At 63.3% G+C, this 25,568-nt stretch carries 25 protein-coding genes; 8 read left to right on the top strand and 17 right to left on the bottom strand.

The genetic code is table 11. From position 1 onward, the window contains the following. Positions 1 to 21: 21 nt before the first annotated feature. From AOT83_RS14875 to AOT83_RS14860, 4 genes are read right to left on the bottom strand one after another with little or no spacing between them, the layout of a single operon-like run. Positions 22 to 1,161, bottom strand: coding sequence for an SMI1/KNR4 family protein (locus tag AOT83_RS14875; RefSeq protein WP_125911131.1), 1,140 nt, complete (start codon positions 1,159 to 1,161; stop codon positions 22 to 24). 54 nt (positions 1,162 to 1,215) lie between these two features. Beyond that, positions 1,216 to 2,613 (bottom strand): dihydrolipoyl dehydrogenase, encoded by a 1,398-nt coding sequence (gene lpdA, locus AOT83_RS14870; RefSeq protein WP_046256037.1) that lies wholly within the window; start codon positions 2,611 to 2,613, stop codon positions 1,216 to 1,218. Positions 2,614 to 2,651: 38 nt separating this feature from the next. Beyond that, positions 2,652 to 3,413 (bottom strand): hypothetical protein, encoded by a 762-nt coding sequence (locus AOT83_RS14865; protein ID WP_057964357.1) that lies wholly within the window; start codon positions 3,411 to 3,413, stop codon positions 2,652 to 2,654. After that, positions 3,406 to 3,684: a putative holin gene (locus AOT83_RS14860; protein ID WP_030096352.1), complete on the bottom strand. Its 279-nt coding sequence runs from the start codon at positions 3,682 to 3,684 to the stop codon at positions 3,406 to 3,408. Before AOT83_RS14860 ends, AOT83_RS14865 begins: the two co-directional genes overlap by 8 nt. A 78-nt stretch (positions 3,685 to 3,762) precedes the next feature. Between AOT83_RS14860 and AOT83_RS14855 the strand changes: the two genes are divergently transcribed. The 3 genes from AOT83_RS14855 to AOT83_RS14845 all read left to right on the top strand — a co-directional run bounded on the left by AOT83_RS14855 (position 3,763) and on the right by AOT83_RS14845 (position 6,926). Further along, positions 3,763 to 5,790 carry a prolyl oligopeptidase family serine peptidase gene (locus AOT83_RS14855; protein WP_057964356.1) on the top strand — a complete coding sequence of 676 codons (2,028 nt, stop codon included), beginning with the start codon at positions 3,763 to 3,765 and terminating at the stop codon, positions 5,788 to 5,790. A 59-nt stretch (positions 5,791 to 5,849) separates the two neighbouring features. Continuing rightward, entirely contained in the window at positions 5,850 to 6,287 is a 438-nt protein-coding gene (locus AOT83_RS14850) for a nitroreductase/quinone reductase family protein (RefSeq protein ID WP_057964355.1), read from the top strand. A gap of 447 nt (positions 6,288 to 6,734) precedes the next feature. Continuing rightward, complete coding sequence (locus AOT83_RS14845; RefSeq protein ID WP_046256038.1) at positions 6,735 to 6,926, top strand: hypothetical protein; 192 nt, start codon at positions 6,735 to 6,737, stop codon at positions 6,924 to 6,926. Between the two features lie 8 nt (positions 6,927 to 6,934). Here AOT83_RS14845 and AOT83_RS14840 read toward each other — a convergent pair whose 3' ends face one another. From AOT83_RS14840 to AOT83_RS14820, 5 genes are all read right to left on the bottom strand, one after another. Next, complete coding sequence (locus tag AOT83_RS14840) at positions 6,935 to 7,771, bottom strand: hypothetical protein (RefSeq protein WP_030096348.1); 837 nt, start codon at positions 7,769 to 7,771, stop codon at positions 6,935 to 6,937. 72 nt (positions 7,772 to 7,843) lie between these two features. Further along, positions 7,844 to 8,710: a polyphosphate kinase 2 gene (gene ppk2 / locus AOT83_RS14835; RefSeq protein WP_030096347.1), complete on the bottom strand. Its 867-nt coding sequence runs from the start codon at positions 8,708 to 8,710 to the stop codon at positions 7,844 to 7,846. Between the two features lie 58 nt (positions 8,711 to 8,768). Further along, on the bottom strand, positions 8,769 to 10,295 hold the full coding sequence (locus tag AOT83_RS14830) for an aldehyde dehydrogenase family protein (protein ID WP_057964354.1): 1,527 nt from the start codon (positions 10,293 to 10,295) through the stop codon (positions 8,769 to 8,771). A 41-nt stretch (positions 10,296 to 10,336) separates the two neighbouring features. Beyond that, a complete protein-coding gene (locus AOT83_RS14825) occupies positions 10,337 to 10,864 on the bottom strand; it encodes a mycothiol transferase (protein WP_057964353.1) in 528 nt (175 codons plus the stop codon). Next, positions 10,861 to 12,054, bottom strand: a complete 1,194-nt coding sequence (locus AOT83_RS14820) for an MFS transporter (RefSeq protein ID WP_044105043.1) — start codon at positions 12,052 to 12,054, stop codon at positions 10,861 to 10,863. The genes AOT83_RS14825 and AOT83_RS14820 overlap by 4 nt, the downstream gene beginning before the upstream one ends. A gap of 202 nt (positions 12,055 to 12,256) precedes the next feature. Here AOT83_RS14820 and AOT83_RS14815 point away from each other — a divergent pair, with 202 nt between their 5' ends. From AOT83_RS14815 to AOT83_RS14800, 5 genes are all read left to right on the top strand, one after another. After that, positions 12,257 to 12,595, top strand: coding sequence for a metalloregulator ArsR/SmtB family transcription factor (locus AOT83_RS14815; protein WP_057964352.1), 339 nt, complete (start codon positions 12,257 to 12,259; stop codon positions 12,593 to 12,595). A 58-nt stretch (positions 12,596 to 12,653) separates the two neighbouring features. Next, entirely contained in the window at positions 12,654 to 13,097 is a 444-nt protein-coding gene (locus tag AOT83_RS14810) for an SRPBCC family protein (RefSeq protein WP_057964380.1), read from the top strand. Between the two features lie 228 nt (positions 13,098 to 13,325). Then, positions 13,326 to 14,996, top strand: a complete 1,671-nt coding sequence (locus AOT83_RS14805) for a PE-PPE domain-containing protein (RefSeq protein WP_057964351.1) — start codon at positions 13,326 to 13,328, stop codon at positions 14,994 to 14,996. A 275-nt stretch (positions 14,997 to 15,271) separates the two neighbouring features. After that, positions 15,272 to 15,436: a hypothetical protein gene (locus AOT83_RS27395; protein ID WP_044105041.1), complete on the top strand. Its 165-nt coding sequence runs from the start codon at positions 15,272 to 15,274 to the stop codon at positions 15,434 to 15,436. A gap of 38 nt (positions 15,437 to 15,474) precedes the next feature. Then, positions 15,475 to 16,986, top strand: coding sequence for a trehalose-6-phosphate synthase (locus AOT83_RS14800; protein ID WP_057964350.1), 1,512 nt, complete (start codon positions 15,475 to 15,477; stop codon positions 16,984 to 16,986). Here the strand turns inward: AOT83_RS14800 and AOT83_RS14795 are convergent. The 8 genes from AOT83_RS14795 to AOT83_RS14760 are packed head-to-tail and all read right to left on the bottom strand — an operon-like array spanning position 16,983 to position 25,566. Then, positions 16,983 to 17,486 carry a hypothetical protein gene (locus AOT83_RS14795; RefSeq protein ID WP_057964349.1) on the bottom strand — a complete coding sequence of 168 codons (504 nt, stop codon included), beginning with the start codon at positions 17,484 to 17,486 and terminating at the stop codon, positions 16,983 to 16,985. The genes AOT83_RS14800 and AOT83_RS14795 overlap by 4 nt on opposite strands. Further along, positions 17,465 to 18,145 (bottom strand): hypothetical protein, encoded by a 681-nt coding sequence (locus tag AOT83_RS14790; protein ID WP_057964348.1) that lies wholly within the window; start codon positions 18,143 to 18,145, stop codon positions 17,465 to 17,467. Before AOT83_RS14790 ends, AOT83_RS14795 begins: the two co-directional genes overlap by 22 nt. Continuing rightward, on the bottom strand, positions 18,142 to 19,671 hold the full coding sequence (locus tag AOT83_RS14785; RefSeq protein ID WP_057964347.1) for an MCE family protein: 1,530 nt from the start codon (positions 19,669 to 19,671) through the stop codon (positions 18,142 to 18,144). Before AOT83_RS14785 ends, AOT83_RS14790 begins: the two co-directional genes overlap by 4 nt. Next, entirely contained in the window at positions 19,671 to 20,879 is a 1,209-nt protein-coding gene (locus AOT83_RS14780; protein ID WP_044105039.1) for an MCE family protein, read from the bottom strand. Before AOT83_RS14780 ends, AOT83_RS14785 begins: the two co-directional genes overlap by 1 nt. Next, on the bottom strand, positions 20,876 to 22,282 hold the full coding sequence (locus AOT83_RS14775; RefSeq protein ID WP_057964346.1) for an MCE family protein: 1,407 nt from the start codon (positions 22,280 to 22,282) through the stop codon (positions 20,876 to 20,878). The genes AOT83_RS14780 and AOT83_RS14775 overlap by 4 nt, the downstream gene beginning before the upstream one ends. After that, the gene (locus tag AOT83_RS14770) at positions 22,279 to 23,337 is read right to left on the bottom strand and encodes an MCE family protein (RefSeq protein WP_057964345.1); all 1,059 of its coding nucleotides are present in this window, start codon (positions 23,335 to 23,337) and stop codon (positions 22,279 to 22,281) included. Before AOT83_RS14770 ends, AOT83_RS14775 begins: the two co-directional genes overlap by 4 nt. Beyond that, the gene (locus AOT83_RS14765; protein WP_030096333.1) at positions 23,330 to 24,364 is read right to left on the bottom strand and encodes an MCE family protein; all 1,035 of its coding nucleotides are present in this window, start codon (positions 24,362 to 24,364) and stop codon (positions 23,330 to 23,332) included. Before AOT83_RS14765 ends, AOT83_RS14770 begins: the two co-directional genes overlap by 8 nt. Positions 24,365 to 24,366: 2 nt before the next feature. Continuing rightward, positions 24,367 to 25,566 carry an MCE family protein gene (locus AOT83_RS14760; protein WP_030096332.1) on the bottom strand — a complete coding sequence of 400 codons (1,200 nt, stop codon included), beginning with the start codon at positions 25,564 to 25,566 and terminating at the stop codon, positions 24,367 to 24,369. Positions 25,567 to 25,568 lie beyond the last annotated feature (2 nt).

Genomic DNA, 25,568 nt, shown 5'->3' with positions numbered 1-25,568 from the left:
TACGCGCGAGCATATACATGGTCAACGGTTACGAGCGGTCTGATCCCAGATGTGATCGCACACCCTCAACAAGTACTCACGGACGCAGCCGTACGGCGGATGCCAACCACCGTTCAACTCGGACATCGCATCGCGAACCAACCCACGGACTTCGCCATCCGGGCGGACGGCAAGTAGCTCGCCGGGCGCAACAGCGAAGGGCACGGCGGAGCTCGAACCCACGATCTGCAGCACCGACAGTCGCTCGCGCGTTCGAGGTCCGAACATGGCCACACTTTGACGTTCGAGTTCGTCATGGAATTCCTGCGCGCTGAGAATTCCTTCCCGCCAACGACTCCCGTCAAGGATCTGCCCTATGGACAACACCTCGCCGATGTAGCTGCTGGTCAATCCATTACTGGCCGCCAAGAGTTCCCGGTGTTCGGAATCCAGCGCGGCACCGAGATGCGCTGTCAGCAAGTTCAATTCGGACTGACTGGCGCCGGGACGGCGCTGCGCAGGAGTCACGGACTTGACAAGCGCTGTCAGCTCAGCAAGCTTCGCGACGATCTCGGCCATCGTCGGTGGTGACGAGCGGATATCGCGCCCCCAGGTTCGGGCATGCGGGCCCATCTCCTGCTCGGCCAGGTACATGCCCTGCTCAAGATTCTCGTGATGTAGATACGAGTACAGGTCCGGCCACATCGTCCGCGAATCGATGTCGAGCCGGAACACACTTCCCGCTCGTGCTTCATCGGACTGCCCGGTGTACAGATAGAGGCAGCCGGCATAGCCGTTGCCGGTATCGGCGATCGGCGCGAACTGAGTCGAATCGTCGGCGACACCCAAGTCTTCGGCGGTATCTGTCTCGCCAAACCATTGCGCGATAGTGCGAGCAGTCTCACCCCAGCGATCGCCGACACCAATATCGCTGGTGCCCAACAGGTTCGTACTGAAGTGGTAGCTCTCCCAGCCATCAGCCACACCGAGGAACTCACGGTATTGCGGATCTAACGGACGGCCGAGCCGTTCCTCGGTAGCGCGAAGTTGCTCCTCAGTGGCACCAGGATTTGGGTGGGTCACCGGATACAGTCCGTCGTCCACCGAGGCATGCCGCTGCTTGTTGTCGATCATTGCGTCGAGTAGTTGACGCCAAGCATGCATTCCAACTGGTTCCGCCACGTTTCCCCCTCTACCGGCCAGCAGATTACGACGGGCCCCCCGGCCCGCGACAGATCAGAAGTTGATCATGTGCCCGGCAAGTCCATGGAACGCCTCCTGCAGCGCCTCGGACAGCGTCGGGTGAGTGTGCACGTTACGAGTCAGCTCATTGACTGTCAGATCCCACTTCTGCGCGAGCGTCAGCTCGGGCAGAAGCTCGGAAACATCGGGACCGATCAGGTGCCCGCCGATCAATTCGCCGTACTTGGCATCGGCGATCAGCTTCACGAATCCGGTCGGATCGGCGAGGCCATGCGCCTTGCCGTTCGCGGTGAAGGGGAACTTGGCGACCTTGACGTCGTAGCCCTCGGCGCGGGCCTGCTCCTCGGTGAGCCCGAAGCTGGCCACCTGAGGCTGGCAGAAGGTGGCCCGCGGCATCATCCGGTAGTCGCCCAGTTCTAATGTTTCTGCGCCGGCGATGGTTTCGGCGGCGACAACAGCCTGCGCCTCGGCGACGTGAGCCAGCTGCAGCTTGGAGGTGACGTCACCGATCGCGTAGATGTGGGGCACATTGGTGCGCATCCGCTCGTCAATGGCGATCGCGCCGCGGTCGGTCAGCGCGACACCCGTCGTGTCCAAGCCAAAGCCCTCGACGTTCGGCGCAAATCCGATGGCTTGCAACACCTTGTCGGCGACGAGCTCGCTCTCCTGCCCGTCCTTGCTGACCTTGACCGTGACCTGCGAGCCATTGTCGGTGATCGACTCGACCTTGGTGCCCGTCAGGATCTTCACGCCCAGCTTCTTGTACTGCTTCTCGATCTCCTTGGACACCTCGGCGTCCTCGTTGGGCAGCGCGCGCGGCAGGAATTCGACGATGGTGACGTCCACGCCGTAGTTCTTGAGGACGTATGCGAACTCCATACCGATGGCCCCGGCGCCCGCGATGATGATCGATCCCGGCAGCTCGCGGGTCATGATCTGCTTCTCGTAGGTGACCACGTTCTCCGAGAGCGAGGTCCCGGGCACGAGCCGCACACTGCTACCGGTGGCGATGATCACATTGGAGAAGGTCAGCGTCTCGGTGGCGCCGTCGGCCTTCTTGACCGCCAGAGTGTTGGCATCGGTGAAGGTACCCACGCCTTCATATTCGGTGATCTTGTTCTTCTTCATCAGGAAGTGCACACCGGCCACACGCCCCTCGGCGACCTTACGGCTACGGTCGAACGCGGCACCGAAATCGAACGTGGCCTCACCGCTGATGCCGAATGTCTTGGCTTCCTTGGTGAAGATGTGGGCCAGCTCCGCGTTACGCAGCAGCGCCTTGGACGGGATACATCCGACATTGAGGCAGACTCCGCCCCAATACTTCTCCTCAACAATGGCTGTGGTCAGGCCCAACTGGGCTGCGCGAATAGCCGCGACATAGCCACCGGGACCGGCTCCGAGAACGACGACGTCATAGTGTGCAGTCACGAGCTCCACACTAGTAGGACGATGTCAGGTGAGGAGCGTCAAGCCCGGTCTCGATACTGAATGCCCCAACTGCGCAGCGGTTCCGGGCACAGTGACTGAACTCCGGGCACCGAAGGTGCGGTGCACGCCACATAGCCGTACTTGACACCGGCGGCCGCCACCGAGATCGCGGGCGCCGTCAGCACGGCAAAAGCGAGGGCGACCACTATGGGGAGCGGTTCGACCATGGCCAACAGCAGCGCGACCACCACGCAGACAAACACCCAGATCAGAACGTAGGTGACCGCGACCGTCCGGTCGTTCGGCAACAGCGTCTCGAACCAGTGCTGGTACAGCAGCAGTCCGATCGCCCCGGCAGGAATCCACACCGCCAGCAACAGCAACAGCAAGACCCAGCGCTTCAGGAAGGCTGGTTCCCGTTCGGCGGGCACCCGTACCGGCTTCGCCGGTTCGTCGGCGAGCACCGGAACCGCGCCGGTGTAGGGATCGGGCGTCATCGATTCGGCCGACGTGACCGGCATCGCGCCGGTGCGGTCGCTAGCGACATCAAACGCTGCGGTCAGCGGCAACGCATCGGTGTCGATGCGGCCGGTGGTCACCAGGTCTTCGTCATCCTTGAACGCCGAGAACGCGGTGAAGGTGGCGGTATCCAATCCGTCTCTGGTCCTACCGCCATCGATCAGCACGGCCAGCGGATCGGCCAGGTCGCCCTCGACGATGCTCGGCTTCTCCGTGTCGTCCACAAGCTCGGCTTCAGCGCTCGTCTTTTCGACGGTGTTTTCTGCATTTTTGTCAGACACTGTGAATCACCTGTATCGCCGCAAGAATCCCGAACCACCCGGGAGAAATCGCCAGCACGAATGCCGCCGCAGCCGTCATCCATTTACGCGTGGATGCGATCAAGATGAAGAAACCGATCAAGCTCGGTACCGCGACAACGACGCCAATGAAGAGGTCGGGCCGCACTGGTTCGTGCGCGATGAACACGCTAGACATCCCAGCGACAAGTCCAACTGCTATCCCCAGCAGCATCGCGCTGGCTACAACCTGCGCGCGTGGCAGTGGTATCACGAGAAAACTCCTGCTCGGTGTTCTGTCCGCCCCCGGGCCACCTTCGACCATACTGCGATCACTGGCACACTGGCTCAAATGACGTCGGCGCGCCGCTCCCTGGACCCACATCTCTGGCTCGAAGACATCGGCGGCGACGAGCCGCTGAACTGGGTACGCGAACACAACTCGGTAACAACCGGCGAGTTTTCCGGTGCACGTTTTGACCAAATGCGGGCCGAGGCGCTGGCCATTCTCAATACCGACGCACAAATCCCGTATGTACGTCGGCGAGGCGAATTCCTCTATAACTTCCGACGCGATGCCAACAACGCCCGTGGCCTTTGGCGGCGAACCACTTTGGATCAATACCGTCTCGATGAACCCGATTGGGATGTCATCATCGACCTCGACGCCCTGGCGGTCAGCGAGGATGAGAACTGGGTCTGGGCGGGTGCCACGGCACTACGCCCCGAGTTCAACCGGGCGCTGGTGAGCTTGTCGCGCGGCGGATCCGATGCCGTGGTGGTACGCGAATTCGATCTGCAAACACGACAGTTCGTGACGGACGGTTTCGTGTTGCCCGAGGCCAAGACTCAGATCGGTTGGATCGACGCCGATACCGTGTTCGTAGGCACCGATTTCGGGCCCGACAGTCTCACGGATTCGGGATATCCCCGTCTGGTCAAGCGCTGGAAGCGCGGACAGTCCCTCGATGATGCGGAACTGGTTTTCAGCGGCGAATCCTCGGACGTGATGGTGGGCGCGAGCTTTGACGACACCCCAGGCTTCGAACGCACCCTGATCAGCCGGGCCACCGACTTCTTCAACTCCGAAGTACACGAGCTGAGTGTCGATGGCGAGCTGCTGCATATCGACGTCCCCACCGATGCCTCGGTGTCGGTGCACCGCGAATGGCTCCTGGTCGAACTCAAGTCGCCGTGGCAGTTGGACGGCGCCGAGCACTCCGCCGGGACCCTGCTGGCCGCCCGCTATGCCGATTTCCTCGCCGGGGACCGCACCGTCACTCCGGTGTTCATTCCCGATGAGCATGCGAGCCTGCACCACTACGCGTGGACGCGGGAACGGCTTACCGTCGTGATCCTGCGCGACGTGGTCAGCGAGATCATGGTGTTCACCCCGGGCAGCTGGGACTCCGAACCACTAAGCGGTGTGCCCTCCAACGCCACCACCCAGATCGTCGCGATCGACGACCTCGGCGATGAGATATTCCTTGACACATCGGGTTTCACCCAGCCGTCCACACTGCTACATGGCACAGCAGGCACCACGGGGGCCTCGGTATCCCCCATCAAATCGGCACCGTCCTTTTTCGACGGCAGCTCCTTTGACGTGACCCAGCACTTCGCACGGTCAGACGACGGGACCGCGATTCCTTACTTCGTCGTGCGCCCCAGCGGATCCACCGAAGCGGGACCCACCTTGCTCGGCGGATACGGCGGTTTCGAGGTCTCCAGGACTCCCGGCTATGACGGCGTGCTGGGCAAACTGTGGCTGTCTCGCGGCGGCACCTACGTGCTGGCCAACATCCGCGGAGGCGGCGAGTATGGTCCGGTATGGCACACCCAGGCAATGCGCGAAGGACGTCATCTGGCGTATGAAGACTTCGCCTCTGTTGCAAGGGATTTAGTGGAGCGGGGCATCACCACCGCGGCACAGTTGAGCGCACAGGGAGGCAGCAACGGCGGCCTGTTGATGGGCGTGATGCTCACGGCATACCCGGAGCTGTTCGGCGCGCTGGTGTGCCAGGTGCCACTGCTGGACATGCGGCGTTACCACCTGCTACTTGCCGGCGCCTCCTGGGTGGCCGAGTACGGCGACCCGGACAATCCTGATGATTGGGAGTTCATCTCCAAATACTCTCCGTACCAGAATATTTCGCCCGGGAAGCACTATCCGCCCGTTCTGGTGACCACCTCGACCCGCGATGACCGCGTCCACCCGGGGCATGCACGCAAGATGACCGCCGCGCTACAAGAGGCCGGGCAACCGGTCTGGTACTACGAGAACATCGAGGGTGGCCACGGCGGTGCGGCCAATAACGACCAGTCGGCATTCAAGGCGGCCTTGGCCATCGAGTTCCTCTGGCGCCAGCTCGCACCCTGACCCGAAATCTCAGGGCGATCCCCGATGCGGCCGCGGTGGGCGGAGCAGACAATGGCTCCATGAGCGAATCCAACACCGTTCCACCATGGGTCAACAAGATGGTCAGGGGCCTGCTCCGCAGCCCGCTGCACCCTGTGCTCAGCGGCAACATCGCGTTGTTCACCTTCACCGGACGCAAGAGCGGCAAGGAGTACAACGTGGCCGCCACCTACATTCGCGACGGCGATGTACTGACCGTCTTCACCGACAGGGCATGGGCCAAGAATCTGCGCGACGGGCGCCCCGTCACCGCATTGGTGCGCGGCAAGCGGCTCGATGGCACTGCCCAGTTGTCCACCGGCCCCCAGATCGCCGGGCCACTAGCCGACCTGCTGCACAGAGTGCCGCGCGATGCCAAGTACCACAACGTGCGGCGCAACGCGGACGGCAGCCTCAACCAGTCCGATATCGACCGCGCCGCCGCCACCGAAAGCATGGTGACCGTGCGCCTGTCATGACCCACATCACTTAACGATGGCGACAGTCTCGCAAATCACGCCGCCTAACCAGACGAGCGTCAGCGAATCACACATCTCGACGTGTGCAGTTTGCTCGATAGGTTTTCCACCTCGTCAACCACCACTCGACCTGATCACAAAACCGCAGCTCACAGGTGCTAACTACTGCAAGCACTAAGGGACTCGATTCTTAATTTCCCAGTTCAGAGGCGGGGGAAAATTGAGGGATGGAACCATGCCATCGAGTGCCGTTACCGAAATCGAGACCGATCCGTGACCGTCGCGGGTTGTTGCCGTTAGGTGTGCTCGGCTAGCTTGGTAGCTAGCTGAATTATTGCCATTGGCAAAGTTGCCTGGCGGGCCGTAGTTATTGACCGACATGACGTGAGCGCATTGCAGCGCTTCCCGATGTTCGGTAGTTGGAGCCAGATTGCCGTGAGGTGCACGATGAGAAACGACTTGTTCATCGGCTTGAGTGAGAACGGGTGGGACCGTGCTCCGTGGGATACCGAGCCAGAGTTTTCGCCCACCGAGCTAGACATCCTGCTGGATCGTCGGCTGTCCGTCAGTGACGCCGCCGAACGTGTCGGCTGCGTGGAGCACGACGTGCAGCGCATCCGCGACGCGCACGCCGCCTGACGTTCACGTCAGCGCCGCAACAAACCGCCCACTAGCCCCGACACCACGCCCACCACGATCACCAGGCCACCGGCCGCCATCGTGAGGCTCAGCCAATGGTGGGCATTGCCGATTGCCTGGGTGACCAGACTGTCGGCAACATCGCGCAGATTGTCGTTGACCCGGTTCAATGGCCGATCCAGGTATCGCCGCCCGATCTCCAGCCCCGCCCACCCGGCCGTGCCCACCAGTAGTGCCGAAATGCCAAGCCCAACAAGGCCCTTGGCGCGGCTACGGACCGCCAACTGAGTCAGCCCCGCGAGGACGAGGGTCAAACCGAAGGATATCCAGACGGCAAGCTGACCAAAGCGCGCCACCGGCACCAAACGACCCGGCGTCAGGCCTGCCAGGTTGTCGTCGGTGACCGAGACCTTCAGGGTCTCCGGCGCTTTTATGGAAAGCCCCTGCGGCACCAGGCTCTTGATCATGGGCGCCACATCGATCTGCCAGCTGCCCTGCGAATCACGTTGCGCCGAGTTCGAGTTCGTGAACAACCACTGGTGCGCCATCCGATTCGCCGAAGCGAAGTCCGCACGGAACTGCGGGCCACCGGTGTACGTGGCGGTCAACTCCGCGACCTGGGTCTCGTTGACACGCGAGCCCTGCTTCTTTCCCAGCGACACGATCTGGGTGGTGAGTTCCCCGGCAATCGCCCGCTGCACCCTCGGGTCGTCAGCCGCCGGCGCGGTCAACGCCACATAGCCGTTCTCATCGACAATCCGGGACTGTGTCCAGGCCGCCGTTACCGTCAGAGCCAGCGCGGCAGTGGTCAGCAGCCACAGCAGGACCGCGAACAGGAATCGCATCGAGCCCAGGTTAGTCCGGCCGTCCGCACCGAGGCGACTTCGGGATCTGGAACCGGGGGTCGGCGGCGGGATCTAGTCCGTGAGCGCGCGACCCAGGATCAGTGGATCGGCCTGACCGACGACGTCGACATCCTTGTCGTCGTAGTCGAACTTGCCCAGAACGTGCCGCATCGCGCTGACGCGGGCCCGCTTCTTGTCATTGCTCTTCACCACGATCCACGGCGCGTGATCGGTGTCGGTGAGCGAGAACATCTCTTCCTTGGCCCTGGTGTAGGCATCCCACTTGTCCAGGGAGGCCAGATCCATTGGTGAGAGCTTCCACTGACGCACCGGGTCAACCTGCCGGATCGCGAAGCGGGTGCGCTGTTCGGCGGAGGACACCGAGAACCACAGTTTGGTCAGGCTGATGCCGTCGTTGACCAACATCTGCTCGAAAAGCGGTGCCTGGTGGATGAATTCGGAATGCTGCTCGTCGGAACAAAATCCCATGACGCGCTCGACACCGGCACGGTTGTACCAGGAGCGGTCGAAGAAGACCATCTCGCCGGCAGCCGGCAGATGCGGAACATACCGCTGGAAGTACCACTGGGTGCGTTCCCGTTCGGTCGGCTTCTCCAACGCGACCACGCGAGCACCACGGGGGTTGAGGTGCTCCATGAACCGCTTGATGGTGCCGCCCTTCCCGGCCGCATCACGCCCCTCGAAGAGGATGACGTGCCGGGCGCCGGTGCGCTTGCTCCAATTCTGCAGCTTGAGCAGCTCGATCTGCAGCAGCCGCTTCTCCAGCTCGTACTGATGGCGGCTCATCCGCTCGTCGTACGGGTAGTTCTCTCGCCAGGTGTCCACCGCGACGCCGTCGGGCGCGATGAGTACCGGATCGTCATCGTCATCGTCATCGACGGTGTAGCCCTGCGCAGCGGCGGTAATGGTCTCGGTCACCAGCGGAAACTAACCCCGGCAACCGTCGCCAGGGTGGCCGACGAGTGAACGCGAGGTGTCAGCGGCGGAAGGGGCGCAGTGCCTTGTTCGAGAGTTTGGTCAGGCTCTTGAGCGCCACCGGCGCCAGCCAGCTCGGTCCGCTGTACCAGAGCGGCTCACTGGGCAGCGTCACCCGGGTGTCGACGATGGCCTCGGTGCGGCAGTACTTGAGCAGACCGCTGGCGCCACCAAAGCGCGAGCCCATCCCCGAGCCCTTCCAGCCACCGTGCGGCGCGGTCAGACAGGAGAGGTTCATGATCACGTCGTTGATGTTGACGGTCCCGCAATCAAGTTGCAGTGCAATGCGTTCGGCGCGCCTTCGGTCCTTGGTCCAGACGCTGGCAGACAGCCCGTACTCGCTGTCATTCGCCAGGGCGATCGCCGTGGACTCCTCGGAGAACCGCATGATCGGCAGCGTGGGACCAAAGGTCTCCTCCCGCATGCAGTCCATGGAATGGTCCACGTCGACCAGCACGGTCGGAGCGTAGAAGGTACCGCCGCCTGGGACCCGCGCGCCGCCGGTGAGTGCCCGCGCACCCGACGCAACCGCTTGGCGCACATGCCGATCCACGACCTCGAGCTGATTCTCGTCGATCATGGCGCCGACGCTGTGATCCATCCCGGCGCCGATCTCCAGACTGCGCACCTCGTCGACCACCAGGTCGACAAACTGTTCGTAGATCGAGTCGTGAACGTACACCCGCTCGACGGAGACGCAGGTCTGACCGGCGTTGAACATGCTCCCCCACACCGCGGCATGGGCGGCACGCTTGACGTCGGCGTCCGCGAGCACCAGCATCGGGTCCTTGCCGCCGAGTTCCAGGCTGACCGGGGTGAGGCGGCGCGCGGCGCGCTCCATGATCTTCTTGCCGGTGGCCGTCGATCCGGTGAACTGGATGAAGTCGACGTTGTCGATCAGTGCCTCGCCAACCTCACGTGCGCCGTGGACAATCTCGAACACCGGCGGCGCTCCGATTTCCTCCCAGCCGCGTGCGATGAGTTCATCGGACAGCGGCGTGCGTTCGGAGGGCTTGAGCAGTACCGAACAGCCCGCCAACAGGGCCGGGATCACATCCCAATATCCAAGTGCCACAGGATAATTCCATGGCGAGATGACTCCTACGACCTTGCGGGGCCGCTGATGCAGGGTGATCTTCTTGGTGTTCATGGCGATGGACGAGGCCGGCCGCGACTCGGGTGTTAAGAATTCCGCCGCACGAGGCGCGTAGTACGCGATGATCGCGAGAATCGACGGAATCTCGATGCCCGCGTCGATCTTGGACTTACCGGTCTCGGCGATCAACTGGGCCTCGATGCGCGGCGTGTTGTCGGTCAGCCACTGCGCGAAGCGAGCCAGTACCTTGCCGCGCCCCTCGGGCCCGAGTCGCTCCCACGACGGCTGCGCCTTCGCCAGTTGTGTGGTGATCACGGGGATATCCGCGGGATCGGTCCAGTTCACCTGCCCGACGACCTGCCCGTTCGCGGGATTGCGTACGTCGCGGGCGGCGCTGTGGGCGGTGCCGAGGTTTTCAGACGTCGTTGTCATTAGAGGAGTCTGGCACGCGGGGACCCACGTCGCCATCCCCACTAGTTGGTTGGAATCATCCCGCGCAGGTAGGCGGCTTGACCCAGGTGCTGCGCACAGTCATCGACGATGCTGACCAACCGCACACTCGCGGTGACCGGCGGATCCCAGTGCTGATCGACAACACGCGCAAGTTCGGAATCGGTCAGGGTGTCGACATAGCGCAGTGTCATTTCGTGCACGTCCTGGTAGTAGCCACTGAGCAGGTCGACCGTCGCGATCACCTTGGCCACATCCTCGGGCGTGTGCCCGTATCCGTTGGAGTCGGCGGGCAGGTCGAGGCCGAATCTCGGCTCCCAGCCGCGGGCCGTCCACACCGGCTCGGCACCCGTGATGGCACAGATCTGCACGTCCTGACATCGCGCCGAATGCCAGATCAGCCAGGCGATGCTGTTCGCTTCGGGTGTGGGCCGGTACATCAACACCGAATCGGGAAGACCATCGGTCACCTCACCGACATGTTCGATGATCCGGGTAAAGCTGTCACGCAACACTTCCCGCGCAGACGCGGCTGCCTCGAAGTCCGTCACGGTTTGACGGTACGCCCGGCCTTGGGCGCCGCCTTGGTCGCGGGCGCGCTCATCGTCAGCGCACCTGCCGCACAGCCACAGACAAGCACCGCGAAGATGGGCAGCAGCAAGGCGGTGTTGAGGGACAACGCATCGGCAAGCCAACCGATAAGGGCCGGCCCACCCAGCACCGCGACATAGCCGGTCCCGACCACCCACGACAGCACCCGGCCCTCGTGTTGTTCGTCGATATTGCCCGCCACGGTGAATACCTGCGGAACACCACCGGCAAGCCCGAGGCCCACGGCCGCCCAGCCCGCCATGGTGAGAGGCAGCGCCGGCGACGCGATGACGGTCAGCAGACCGACCGCGGCCAGCGCACAGCCCCAGCGCAGGACCAGTACCCGGCCAACTCGTTCGACGAGCTTGTCGACAGTGAACCGGCCCACCGTCATCGCCGCCATGAACACGCCGAATGTGAACGCACCCCATGAATGGGAGGCACCCAGGTGCTCCTGTGCGTGCAGACTGCTCCAGTCGGTCGCCGACCCTTCCGAGAGCATCAGCAGCATGGCCAATACGCCCAGGAGAAAGACCTGACCCCGGCGGCAGGTGACCGCGGGCGGCAGCGTGTACGGCACGGTGTCCGGCGCTTCGGCCTCACCGACGCGCAGCTTGTCCTTCAACAGCACACTGGCCGACGATCCCAGCACCACCAGGCACAGCACGGTGACACCGAGGACCGTGACGAAGACCGGCACGTGCACCGCGAACGCCACGGTTCCGATACCGGCGCCCACCACATTGCCCACGGAGAACACCCCGTGGAACGAGGCCATGATCGGCCGACCGTAGAAACGCTCCACGTCGACCGCGGCAGCGTTCATCGCGACATCGGTGACACCGACGGCGACACCGCACAGGAACGCGCCCGCTCCGGCGATCCACACATTCGTGGCCGACAGCGGGATATTGACGCCAAGCGCCATCGCGGCGCCTCCGGCAACGGCGATCGGCCCGCTGCCGAATCGGTCGACAAGCACACCGCTGATCAGCATGCCCACCAGCGCGCCGCCACCCAAGACCAGCACCACCAGGCCCAGCGCCGTCGAGGACATCCCCGTGGCCTGCTTCATGGTCGGCAGGTGCACAGCCCAGGTGGCCACCACGAGCCCGAACGATGCGAATACACCGATAACGGCAATCCGCATACGCAGCGGTTTCGTCAAGAAATAGTCCTCACCTCAGCGTTGAGCCGGCGATCACGCCCCCACCGCGACCTCGGCGAGCAGCACTCACCGGTACCTGTTGACCACAGTACTGACCCTGACCACGACGGGCCGCAGCAGCGCCACATCGCCTTCGCTTAATATATATCTTGACATTCATATGATGCCATGGTGATATGAATCAATGGACGCCTTCATGGTGATCGCCGACCCGACCCGACGCCGGATCATCGACACCCTGCGCGAAGGAGCGGCCGATGTCACCACGCTGATCGAACGACTCGATGTTTCACAGTCCCTGGTGTCCAAGCACCTCGGCGTCCTGCGCGATGCCGGCACGGTTCACGTGGAGGTCGCCGGGAAGCGCCGCGTCTACCACCTGGCCGACGATCCCCTGCCCGCCGTACTGGCCTGGGTAACGCCCTATCACCGCAAGTGGGCAAACGCGTTCGATCGCCTTACCCATCTCATCGACAGCGACGCTGACGATCATGACAACACGAAGGACGACGACCGTGACTAATCCCCTGGATGCCACCCTCGCGCCGTGCGACGATCACGACGGCAGGTGGGTCCTGACCATGTCCCGCGAGTTGAACCATTCGCCGGAGAAGGTGTGGCAGTGGCTCGTCGACCCCGACAAGTTACGTCAGTGGTCACCCGCAATACCCGATCGCCCACTGGATTCGGTGGGAGCCGCTCAGGTCCGGGAGACCTCCGCAGATCCGGTACTCGACGGTGAAGTGCTCACCGTCGACCCGCCACACGAGCTGATCCATCGCTGGGGCCCCGACGACACCCTGCGCTGGCGAATCGAGCCCACGGAAAAGGGATGTCGGCTGACCCTCGAGCACTCGATGTCCGATCGGGGCGACGCGTCGGGAAATGCCGGCGGTTGGCATATCTGCCTGGACACTCTCACCCTCGCTGTCGACGGGACACCACGCGGCCGCGTGGTTGGCCTCGATGCCATGACTCACGACTGGCAAAACCTCAACGACAGGTACGCGAGGATGCTCGGCTGAGCGCTCACAGAATTTGCTGAAAATCCTCGACCACACTGCGGGCGAGCCAGCTAATTTGGATACGATTCTGCGTCCAAATTAACCGTTGACCAGGCACGACAAGCGCAGTGGTCAATATGTTCGCTTCGGCCGATTCACTCCCCTCGGGGTATGGCGTAAAAGCTTTGCCCTACTTACTCTCATGCCACCGCATTCGGCAACGGCGCCGAAAGCACAGGAGGGGTCCTGATGGCTGCGCAGCATTCGGTTTTGGGGAAACGTCGCTCGCTCAAACGCTCGGTGGCCACCGCCGCGGCGGTGGCGGCGGCCTGCACGGTGCTGGCACCGGTCGCCATCGAGTCGCGAACCATCGCTTCGACGCTCGCGTCCTATGTCATCGGAGTCGGCGGCCGCGGCGACGGCGCAGGCGCGAACATTCCCGCCAAGCTCGGCGGCCTCAACGGCTTCTACGACCCTTCTTCCGACACATACGTCCCCGTTTCCTATCCGGGGACGATGTGGCCCGTCGACGGCCTGCGGGACAAGACCTTTCGCCAGTCTGTCACTGCGGGGCACACGGTACTGGCCCACGAGATTGCGACCCATCCGGGGCAGAAGGTCATCATCGGCTACTCGCTCGGCGCGGTAGTCGTCAACGAGTCACGCAAAGACCTCGAAGAGCAGTACGGGCCCAACGGAAACCCGGATATCCAATTCGTCCTCATCTCCAACGCCTACAAGCCCAATGGGGGCATTCTGGCCCGCTTCCCTGGTATCTGGATTCCGTTCATGGATATCTACTCGACCCAGCCTGCGAAGCCGGACATCTTCACCACCACGGACATCACCAACGAATACGACACGATCGGCGACTTCCCGGCCTACTTCAACCCGCTGGCCATCGCCAATGCCCTTGTGGCATTTCCGTATACACATCCCGACCAGTTCTATGACGGCACCGATCTGGATAAGTACGACGACGCGAACGCCGTTGCCGACAAGACCCAGGTCGACGGCAGCACGACCAAGTACTACTACGAAGACGGCACGACCAAAACGGTGGTCACCAACGCGAACGGCTCCACATCCACCTACTACGTCGTGCACACCGAACATCTCCCGCTGCTGCAACCGCTGCGCGATCTCACCAACCCGATAGGCGCTTCCTTCGTGCTGGATGCCATCGAGCCCACCCTGCGGGTGTTCATCGACATGGCCTACGACCGCGAGACCGGCCCGGGCACCGTAAAACCATTCAGTCTCTTCACCCCATCGAAGAAAATCGTCGATGCAGTCAAGAAGCTGCCCGGTGCCATTGAGGAAGGCGCCGAGAACTTCCAGAACGGACTGCCCGGGACTACGGCGCCCAAGCAACCGGCACAGGTCGACAAAACCGCCAGTCCCGCTGCTCCCCAGGTTGATTCCACAAGGGCCACACCGCCCGCGGCCCAGACACCCGCGCCGACCAAGCTCTCCGATCCCACCGCAATCGCGGTCAGCGCAAGCACCGTGCCCACCGCGCAGGCCAAGATAGAAACGGGGACCAAACCCGAGGCCACGCCCGACGAGAACCCGGACCATCGCAAGCCTGCCGTCGCAACCGTCAAGGACATCGACACGTCGAAAAACACAACGAGGCCGACCGTGCGCCTTCCGAAGCTTCCCGCGTCACGCCCCGGAACGACACCTAAGAATCCGAAACTCCCGTCGATCAGAGAAGGACTCAAGTCGATACCGGGCCTGGGCGCCCGCAATGCGCCCGGCGCCACCGGCACCGGTTCGGGGCCCAGCAAGGAAACCGTCGGCGCCGGAAATGGCGGTACCGCCGAATCCGGCGCCCACGCCGGCCCCAGTGACCACGCGAACTCGAGCGATCACGGCAAATCCGGGGACAACCATTCCGGGAGCAACGCGGCCTGACCCGGCCGCCGCATCACGAATCAGCCAGATCAAAACCTCCGCGTTCTCGCGCGGAACCGAGTCAACGTGCCAAGGCTGGGCGGAACATGCGCAAAGATGGCTGTGATCAGGGCTTCCGCACCATCAATGCCCTTCCGGAGCGGGGCACATCCCGGAGTGCTGGGACCCAAAACGCGGGATCACACTGGGTCGACGGCAGGTAAGTAGCAACCCCTCAGAGTGATGTGCGCGTTCCTCATGTGGGCGCCTGGCACTGCGTCGCCTAGACTGGGTGAATGCCAGCCAAGACCGAACCAGCCGCGATCGACGACCTCGAGCCGCTGGCCGACGAGACTGCCCACCAGGCGCAGCGCGTCGTGGCCGCCTACGCGAACGATGCCGACGAGTGCCGCATGCTGCTCGCGATGCTGGGTATCGGGCCAACCAAGGTCGACGCGTAACTCATACGTCTCCTCGCGATTCGTACTGAGAAACAAACATGGTGCCTCGATCGGATGAGCGATCGGCCGTCGAGCCCGCCTTCGGCGGCTCCGACTTTGTCGTCGTCGCCAACCGCCTCCCGATCGACCTGGTAAAGCTGCCCGACGGTTCTACTACCTGGAAGCGCAGCCCCGGCGGTCTGGTCACCGCCATGGAGCCGCTGCTCCGCAAGCGCCGCGGCGCTTGGGTGGGCTGGCCGGGTGTCGCCGACGCCGATGTCGAGCCGGTCTCCGAGGACGACATGGTGCTCTACTCGGTGCGACTGTCGACCCAAGAGGTCAACGAGTACTACGAGGGCTTCTCCAACGCCACCCTGTGGCCGCTGTATCACGATGTGATCGTCAAACCCGAATATCACCGGGAATGGTGGCAGGCCTACGTCGATGTGAACCGTAAGTTCGCGGAGGCAACGGCGGCGGTGGCCGCCGAGGGCGCCACCATCTGGGTGCAGGACTATCAGCTGCAGCTGGTGCCCAAGATGCTCCGCATGCTGCGCCCCGACCTGACGATCGGGTTCTTCCTGCACATACCGTTCCCGCCCGTCGAACTGTTCATGCAGATGCCCTGGCGCACCGAGATCGTCGACGGTCTGCTGGGCGCCGATCTCATCGGGTTCCATCTGGCCGGCGGTGCCCAAAACTTCATGTACTTGGCACGAAGATTGGTGGGCGCCAGCACGTCACGTGCGTCGATCGGCGTGCGCTCGCGGTTCGGCGAGATTCGGGTGGGCTTCCGCACCGTGAAGGTGGGCGCGTTCCCCATCTCCATCGACTCGGCAGAGCTGGACAGTGTGTCCCGCAGTAAGCACATTCGCCAGCGCGCCAAGGAGATTCGCGCCGAGCTCGGCGGTCCGCGCAAGATCCTGCTGGGTGTCGACAGACTCGACTACACCAAGGGCATCGATATCCGGCTACGCGCCTATGAAGAACTGCTCGCCGAGGGCCGCGCCAGCAGCAGCGACACCGTCTTCATCCAGCTCGCCACCCCCAGCCGCGAACGCGTCGAGAGCTACAAGAAGATGCGCGGCGATGTGGAGCAGCAGGTCGGTCACATCAACGGCGAGTTCGGCGAGGTCGGCCATCCGGTGGTGCATTACTTGCATCGGCCGGTACCGCGCGAAGATCTCATCGCCTTCTTCGTCGCGGCGGATGTCATGTTGGTGACTCCGCTGCGCGACGGCATGAACCTGGTGGCCAAGGAGTACGTGGCCTGCCGCAGCGATCTGGGCGGTTCGCTCGTACTTTCCGAATTCACCGGTGCCGCAGCGGAACTACGCCAGTCCTATCTGGTCAATCCGCACGATATCGACGGCGTGAAGGACGGAATCGAGTCGGCGCTCAACCAGACCCCTGAGGAAGGGCGCCGCCGGATGCGGGCGCTGCGCCGCCAGGTACTCGCGCATGACGTGGATCGATGGGCGCGCGCATTCCTGGAGGCGCTGGCCACACCGGCCACCGGCGATTCGATCGCGCCGGAACAGCCGGCGGTGCTGGGCGGCGAACCCCTTTAAAGCGGCGTGATGTAGGAGATCAACCACTTGTCTCCTGCGCGCGTGTAATCCACCTGAATCGACGACGAGTCGTACACCGGAGTGCGCGACTGGTCCGTGATGGTGCGATTCATGTACACCACCACCTGCGCCGAGTCCCTATGCGCGGCAATGATTCCGGTGCCCACGATACTGGTCTGGCTGACGATCTTGCGCTGCTTGGCCTGCGGGATGATCTCGCGGTTCGCCTTGTCTTCGAACTCACGCCGGTACTCGGGGGTCAGCCCCGCGTACTGTTCGTCGAGGCTGCGCTCGACGGTCTGATAGTCGTATCCGAAGATGCTTCCCACCTGCTTGCCGGCCTGCTTGATCAGCGTCTGCCCCGCAGCTCGACTGGCGATGGTGTCGACCCGGTGCCAGTACATGCCGCCTGCCACGGCGGACAACCCGATCACGGCCAGCACCACAATCGCGACGAAAGTTCTTGTCAACCAGCGCATCAGCTCTGTCCGTCCGGCCATCTCAGGTCATATGCGGTCATGTTGCCCTGCTGATCCTCGGCGACGATCATCCGCATGCGGTACGACTTGGAGGGCTCGTTGACCCCCGAGTCTGCGTTGGTGAGGGTTACCCGCGCGGAGATGAGTATCGAGGCTTTCTTACTCACCTCGTCGACGCTCTCCAGGCTCGCCTTCTTGATCACCACCTCCGAGCTGGTGCCGGTTTGGTGGTACAGCGCTTTGAGATTGGCGGTGTTGTCGGGGTTGAAGGTGCCCCGCAGCGGTCCACTGGTGCTGTTGACGAACTGGTCGACGTTCTTATCGATGCTGTCCGGGCTGTAGGTCATCATGTTCGTCACCGTCTGCACGGCCGTGTCGACGAAATGCTGGTCGCGCGCGGCTCGCACGTCATCGCGGTGCTGGGCACGACCCATGAGCGCCAGTGCCACCCCCAATGCACCAATCAGCACCACTGCCAGCACCGATGCCACCCATGCCACAGCGCGCACGTTTCCCTGTCGACGGGAATCGGAAACGGAGGGTTCGGGTTTCGACCGGACCTCGGTGCGGCCCAGGGACACACTGATGGGCTCGGCACTGGTCTCACTCGTGGGGCCGGCCGGCCGGGCTGCCCGCCTACGCGTTGTCTGCGACGCGGCTTTCGGCTCGTCTTGGGTCATACCGGCTTCGGCCCTAGCATCAAATCCGCCCACGTCTCCGCCTCACTACCGCGGTCCAGCGCAGGCGCGTACACACTCGGCTGGTTGTTGGCATCGAGGAACACACCATTCTTCGGATCATAGGCACGTGCCGCCATCGGCTCCGATTTCGCTGCTACCGGCATCACGTCGCCACCGGCCGGCGGGGCCTCCGGAGCCGGTGGAGGGGGCGGCGGCAGCGTCGGAGTACCCGGATCCGGCTCGGCACCCGGCGGTATGTTCGGGAACTTATTGGGCGGCAGGATGTTCCGCGGATCCTCCACCGGGGTGCCATAGGGTGCGGGCGGGCCGCGCCACGGGTTACTGCCAATCGGCACGTATCCGCGCGGGTCACGGCACAGCTGAATGGTCGGTGCCCGCTTTCCGGGGAACTCCTGGCACGGGTAGTTGCGCGCGCCGCGTACCGCGCTGGGATCGTTCTGGGCGGTCTTGCAGTACATGTCCCTGGGCAGCTCGCGCAGGGTCTCATCGGCCGGGGTACGCATCAGCGGTGCCGGGACGAAACCGGTCAGGCATGGCGGCGGGTCGCCCAGGTTCAGCCGGAAATCCAGCTTCGCGCCCTCGTCCATCGGGGCACCGCCGGCGACGGTCAACAGCGCGGAGAACAACGCGGGCAGAATCACCAACGACTGCTCGATGGACTTGTTGTAGATGACGCCGACTCGCCCCAGATTGGCCAGGCTCGCCGCGAGTACCGGGAACGACGGGCGAATACCCGCGAACAGTTCGGAGGCTTCCTCGGCGGCACCCGGTGCCACCTTGAGGAACTGCCGCAGCTGCGGGTCGGCCCTGGCGAAATGCTCAGTCAATGCCGCCAGGCTGGAGACAGACCCGCGGATGTTGTCACCGCTACGGATCTGGGCATCCAGCAGTGGCCCCACCTGATCGATCAGCTTGGTGGTGCTCCCGTAGTCGGCGTTGGCCTCCTGGATCAGCAGCCGCGACGAATCGATCAGCCGGGAAAGTTCCTGACCGGATCCGTTGAATGCCTTGAACGCCTCGGACAGCACCTCGCGGAGCCGGGTGTCCGCGACGGTGTTGACCAGCCCGTCTGCCTGGCGTAGCAGGGTGGACACATCGGTGGGGATGGCGGTCCGATCGGTACCGATCACGTCACCTTGCCGGAGGCTTCCGGCGGCACCCGTGGGGGGCGGCACCAGATCTACGTACTGCTCGCCGATGGCGGAGACGCTCTTGACGACGGCCCGCACATTGCCGGGCACCTTGACGTCGTTGTTGAGCCGCATGCTGGCGGTGACGCCCTCGGGAGTCAGCGCCACATCGGTGACCCGCCCGATCTGCACGCCACGGTAGGTGACGTTCGCGTTCTGATACAGGCCGCCCGAGGCAACGAACTGCGCCTTCACATCGTGTTTTCCGATGCCGAGCGCGGTAGGCACCCTGAGGTAGAAGATCGCCATCAGCGCGACACTGATCACCGTGACGGCCGCGAAAATCATCAGCTGGATCTTGATCAGCCGTTCCATCAGCGCCCACCTCCCTGTGGGGCGGCCGGGGCTGCCGGGGCAGGCAAATCGAACGGGCTGGTCTCCTTGCCGTTCAGGTTGGCCATGGATCCGATGAGCCATTCCGGTGGATTCACCACATCATTGAAATGTTGCATGTTCGGGTCGAAGAACGATGTGGTGAAAAGCGTTTCACCCAGGCGCCGAGCGGTCAGGTCGAACGTCACGAAGACATTCAGGTAGTCACCGCGCACCGCGTTGCGCAGGTACTTGGTGCTGAACGGGAACGTGGGCAGCAGATCGAGGCTGTCGATCAACACGTCCCGATTCTCCGCGAGCGCCCGAACCACCGGATACAAACCCTTGAGGTCGGCGACGAGGTCTTCCTTGGTGGTTCGGAGCACCCGGTCAGTGATCTTCGCGAGGTTGCCCACCGAGCGGAACGCCTCGATGATGTTGGCGCGATTCTCGTTGAGCACCTTCAGCGCGGGTTCGATTGAATCGATGGCGCGCCCAAGGCTTTCCTTGTGTTCGGCTAGGACTCGGGAAAACTTGTCGATGCCCTGCATGGCCGAGATGATGTCGTCCCGCTGCGCGTTCAGCGAGGAGATCAGCGTGGCGAGTTTGGGCAGCACCTGGGTCAGGTTGCCGGTACGTCCTTTGAACAGGTTGTAGGTCTCGTCGGTGATGTCTTGTATCGCACCGAGATTGCCCTTGTTGACCACGACGGAAAGCGCGGAGAGCACCTCTTCGGTGCTCGGGTATTTGCCGGTACGGCTCAGCGGAATCGTGGCACCACCGGTCAGCCTGCCCACCGCGGGCTCGCCGGTGGGGGCGGCCAGCTCGATGTGCTGCGAGCCGAGCAGGCTGGTCTGGGCGACCTTGGCGACCGCGTTGGCCGGCAGTTGCACCTCGGGCCCCAGAGACACTTTGACTCCGGCATACCAAGAGCCGTCGGGCTTTTGGTATGCGTCAATGCCCGACACGCTGCCCACCGTCACGTCATCCACCATGACCGGGGAGTTCTGCGGCAGCGTCGTGACATCGGGCAGCTCAACGGTGATGGTGTAGGACCGCGATCCGTGCCCCGCGGTCCCGGGCAGGTTCAGCGAGTTGAGCCCGTTGAACTGGCACCCACTGGCCACCACGGCGACACCGACGCCGATCGCCACGCCGCGCAGTGTGCGATGAGAGCCTCGCGCGAAGAGCGTTGAACTCAGACGGCTCATCGCGGTCCTCCAGGAACAGCAGGTGGTGCGGGCTCATCCGCAGCCGCGGGGAATCCCGGCGGCACCGGTCCTGGCTCTGCGGGACGCAGCTCCGTGCCCGGGGGTGGCGGCGCGTTGACTTCCTCGGGCCCGAGCATCAACGCACTGAGGTCCTGTGGTGATGGCTTCGGCGGCGGCGGTGCGCCGTTGGGCCGAACCCACACCAGATCCTCGCGGGGGGCCTCGGACTTCGCCTCCGTCTCAGGAGTGTCGTAGATGATCTGTCCCTTGTACGCCGAGATCTGGTTGATCGGGTGCAGCAGGATCGGGGCGTAGTTGAATGTCGCGCGGCGTAGCACGGGGCCCATCCGTTCACGGCAGATCTCGGCCCGCTTCAAATACTCGGTCTTGGTGCCCGTTTCGAACACACCACCGCAGATGAACTGCACCGGGTTGGCCAGGTTCGGAATCGAGAGCATGCCGTTCAACGTGCCTGCCGCAGGGTTGTAGATGTTGTAGAAGTTGGCCAGACCGTTCGGCGCAACGTGCAGGATCTGCTCGACGTCGTCGCTCTGGTCCGAGAAAATCTTCACGAAATCGCTCAGCTTGTTCACCGAGTCGACGAGCGCAGAGTTGGTGTCTCCCAGGAAACCTCGCACATCGGTGAGGGCCTGGTTGAGGGCGCCCAAGGTGGCTCCGAGGTGCTCGGTGCTGGCTGCCAGTACCTTCGACACCGATGCCAGGTGGGTGCTGAACTGCACTATCTGTTCATTGGAGTTCGCCAACGCATCCACCAGCACCTGCAGGTTCTTGATGGTGCCGAACAGGTCCGTGCGCGAGTCACCGAGCCGCCCGGCGGCCTGCGAAAGTTCACGCACCGAATTGCGGAACGAGTCGCCGTTACCGTCAAAGGTGCTCGCCGCCTGGTTGATGAAATCACTGACCGGCCCCTTGGATTCACCCTGTGGCCCCAGGCTGTCGCTGAGCTTGGCCAGTTCGGTCTTGACCTCGTCCCATTCGATCGGGACGGCGGTCTTGTCCAGCCCCAACGAGGCACCGTCGGCAAGAGCCTGCCCCTCGGTGTAGGCCGGGGTCAGCTGAACAAACCTGGCGGTCACCAGGTTTGGCGCCATGATGATCGCCTGTGCGCCTTCGGGCACCTTGAACTTGTCCGGGAGTTCCATGGTGACCTTCACGTCACCCTCGCGCGGCTCGACAGCGGTGATGCGCCCTGCCTTCACGCCGAGGATGCGAACGTCATCACCCGGGTACAGGCCGACGGCCGAGGCGAAATGCCCGACGATCTTGTGGGTGCCGCGGCTGGGCCACACCCAGTACAGCAGGCCGCCCACGAGGGCCACCGCGAGCATCGCGAAGACACCCTTCTGGATCCAGGGCCTGAAACGGTTCTCCGGTGTTGTCATGGCGATTTCGGCCTCATGACTTGGCGTTCACCGATCAGACCATTCAGGTAGTCCGAGAGACTGGCAGGCAGCTTGCCGGGCTGGAAGTAGGTGTCGAACATGACGGCCGTCAGCGTGGCGGGCGGGAAGCCGTAGACGTTGACGTGGAAGCCGGGTCCGGAGGAGACGACCTCGCCGAGCGCAGTGCCGTATCCCGGCAGACGCTTGAGCGCCTCACTGATATGGGCCTTGCGGTCCAGCAGATCATCGAGCACGAGGTTCAGTTTCTCCATGGTGGGCCGGAATTCCTGGCGGTTGTCGGCCACGAACCCACTGATCTGCTGGGACAGTCCCTGCACACGATTGATCAGTTCGGCGATCGCCAAACGCCGCTCGTCGAGCGCCGCGAACAGTTGATTGCCGTCGGTGACAAGCTTGTTTACCTGCCCGGCACGCTCGGAAAGAATCCCGCTGACAGACTTGGCACGGCTCAACAGCTGTTCGAGGGCGGCGTCGCGGGCGTTGAGCGTGCGCGAGAGCGAGGCGACACCGTCCAGGGCACCGCGCAGCTGCGGGGTGGCATCACGCATCGCGTCGGTAATGACCTGTAACGACTGGTCCAGCTGCGCCTTGTCTATTCCGCCCGCCGATGCGCCAAGGTCGCTCAGCGCACTGTTCAGCGTGTATGGAGTCCTGGTGCGGCCCAACGGAATCTCGGTGATACGCCCCGCCCCGGCCGGCGTCACCGACAGCGACTTCTCACCCAACACGGTGGTGGTTCTGATCGCCGCCAGCGACTGATCGCCCACGCGGATGGAACGATCGACAGTGAAGTCCACGCGAACCTGGTTGCCCGCCAAGGACACATCCTTGACCTGGCCCACCTTGATACCCGAGACGAAGACGTTGCCGCCAGGCTCCAGGCCCCCGGAGTCCGCGAAGAATCCGGTGTACTGCTTGCCCTGCGGCCAAAACGGCAGACCCGTGTAGCCGAACGCGACGAGTACCAGCATCGCCACCACGGCGATACCGAAGATTCCGGTGCGCACCGGATCTTTCTCTTGGATGTCACTCATTTTTGAAGGAACACCTGCCCTTCGACGGGTCGGGCGGTCCACCGAACGGGATCAGCCAGTCGGTTCCGACGGGGCCGTTGACCTTGATCCGGATGGAACAGTAGTAGATGTTGAAGAACGATCCGTAGGCACCAAGAGCGTTGAGCCGCAGGTAGTTTTCCGCGAGATTCTCCACAACGACGTTGATATCGGCCTTACGCTCGTCCATCCGTGTGGCCAGCTGGCGAGTCTGTTCGATGGTGCCCTTGATGTACGGGCGGGTGTCCTTGAGCACCGATTCCAGCGACGAGGCTGTCGACGCAAGCGGCGGTAGCGCTCCGGCGACCACGTCGCGCTGTTGCGCCAGACCGGAGACGAGCTGCTGCAGCTGATCGACGCTCGATGAGAACTGGCTGCTCTTCGAGTCGATGGTGCCAAGCACTTCGTTGAGGTGATTGATCACATCGCCGATCAGCTGATCGCGTTCTGCCAAGCCCGAAGTGAACGAGGACGTATCGCCCAACAATTGGGAGAGCGTCCCGCCCTGTCCTTGCAGGATCTGAATGAAAGCGTTGCTGATCTCGTTGACCTTCGCGGCGTCGAATCCCTTGAGCACGGGCCGAAGTCCACCGAGCAGCGCATCCAGATCGAGAGCGGGCTGAGTGTGGTCCTTGTCCAGCGTTCCGCCGTCGGGCAGCTTGCGTAATTCTCCGGGGCCCGACGTGATCTCCAGGTACCGGTCTCCGACCAGATTCTCGTATCTGATGATCGCCCGGCTGGAGCTGTAGAGCTGATACTTCGAGTCGACGTCAAAAGTGACCTCGACATTGTTGTCCTTGGTGAGAGATACGTCCTTGACGCGGCCGACCGGCACACCCGCGATGCGTACCTTCTGCCCCGACCGCAGGTCCGACGCCGTCGTGAACGTCGCGTGATACCGCTTGCCGGAACCGAATCGGAACTCGCCGAAGGTGATGATCAGCCCCGCCGCCACCAACAGCATCACGACGGTGAAGACGATAACTTTGAGCCGCGTCCCTGTGTTCATCGCTAGAACTCACTTCGCTTCGCGAAGGCACCGTTGTAGAGATACTGCAAGGTGTCCGGAGCGTTGACTTGCAGCTCTTCCAGTGGCTTGTAGGGGATGTACGCGTTATCGGTAACCAGGAAGGGCGATCGGTACCATGACCCGTTCTGCGCCTTCGTCGGAATATTCGGTAGCCCACGGCAATTCGGGCCACCGGAGCCGTTCACGATGGGTAGGCTGTCCGGATAGGTGTACACCGGCGCACCCAGCGGGAAGCTGTTACTCAGGAACAAGCCGGGCCGTACACCGCCGATGAGCGGGGTGAAGGTCACCAGCGCCTTGGAGATGGCCTGCAGTGTGCACGGGATTTCCGGTGAATACCTGCCCAGCAGCGTGGTGGGCGCGCGCAGCCGTTGCAGCGCCGCGGTGAGGTCCTTCTCTGCGGGGGCGAGGGTTTCGTATCCGTTGTTACCCAGCCCAATTGCCGCAAGCAGCGTTGCCTTGAGATCCTGCTGTTGATCCACGACGGTGCGGCTCAATGTGGGCAGATTGTCGAGGATACGCACGATGTTCGGCGCGGCATCGCCATAGATCTGCCCCACCTGTCCAGCTTTCTGGAAATCCTGTTGCAGGGTAGGAAGTTTGGGATTCAGCTGATCCAAGTACTGGTCGAGCTCGACGAGCCCCTGCCCGAAGTTGTCCCCGTTGCCGCGCAGCCCCTCGCCGACGGCGGTCAGGGTGGCGTTGAGGTTGACAGGGTCGATCTTGCCGAGCAGCCGGGTCAGGTTCTCGAAAACGGTGTTGACCTCCAGGGCCACCGCCTCGGCGGTCACCGTAGCGCCTGGCCTCAGCGACGAGTCCGACGGCTGTTGCGGGGCAAGGAACTCCACGGATTTCGCGCCGAAGACAGTGGTACCCGCAATGCGGACAGTGGCGTTCGAGGGAATCAGCCGCAGGTCCTTGGCATTGACCGCAAGCTGCAGCTTGGCCTGGTCATTGGCATAGGTGATCGACTTGACCTTGCCGATCTGCAGCCCGTGGAACTTGACCTTGCCGCCCTCCTCCATCACCAGACCCGCACGGGGCGAGACGACGGTGATGGGCTTGGTATCGGCGAAGGCGTCGTTGTACGCCAGGTAGGTCAGCACAGTCAGCGCCACCAGCACGGCGGCGAGCACCGTGCCGGCTAGCCGGACGGACCGGCGCGACGATTCTCCTGACATGT

The organism is Mycobacteroides sp. H001, from assembly GCF_001440005.1.
Classification (GTDB): domain Bacteria; phylum Actinomycetota; class Actinomycetes; order Mycobacteriales; family Mycobacteriaceae; genus Mycobacterium; species Mycobacterium gwanakae.
This window is presented reverse-complemented; position numbering and strand designations above follow the sequence as displayed.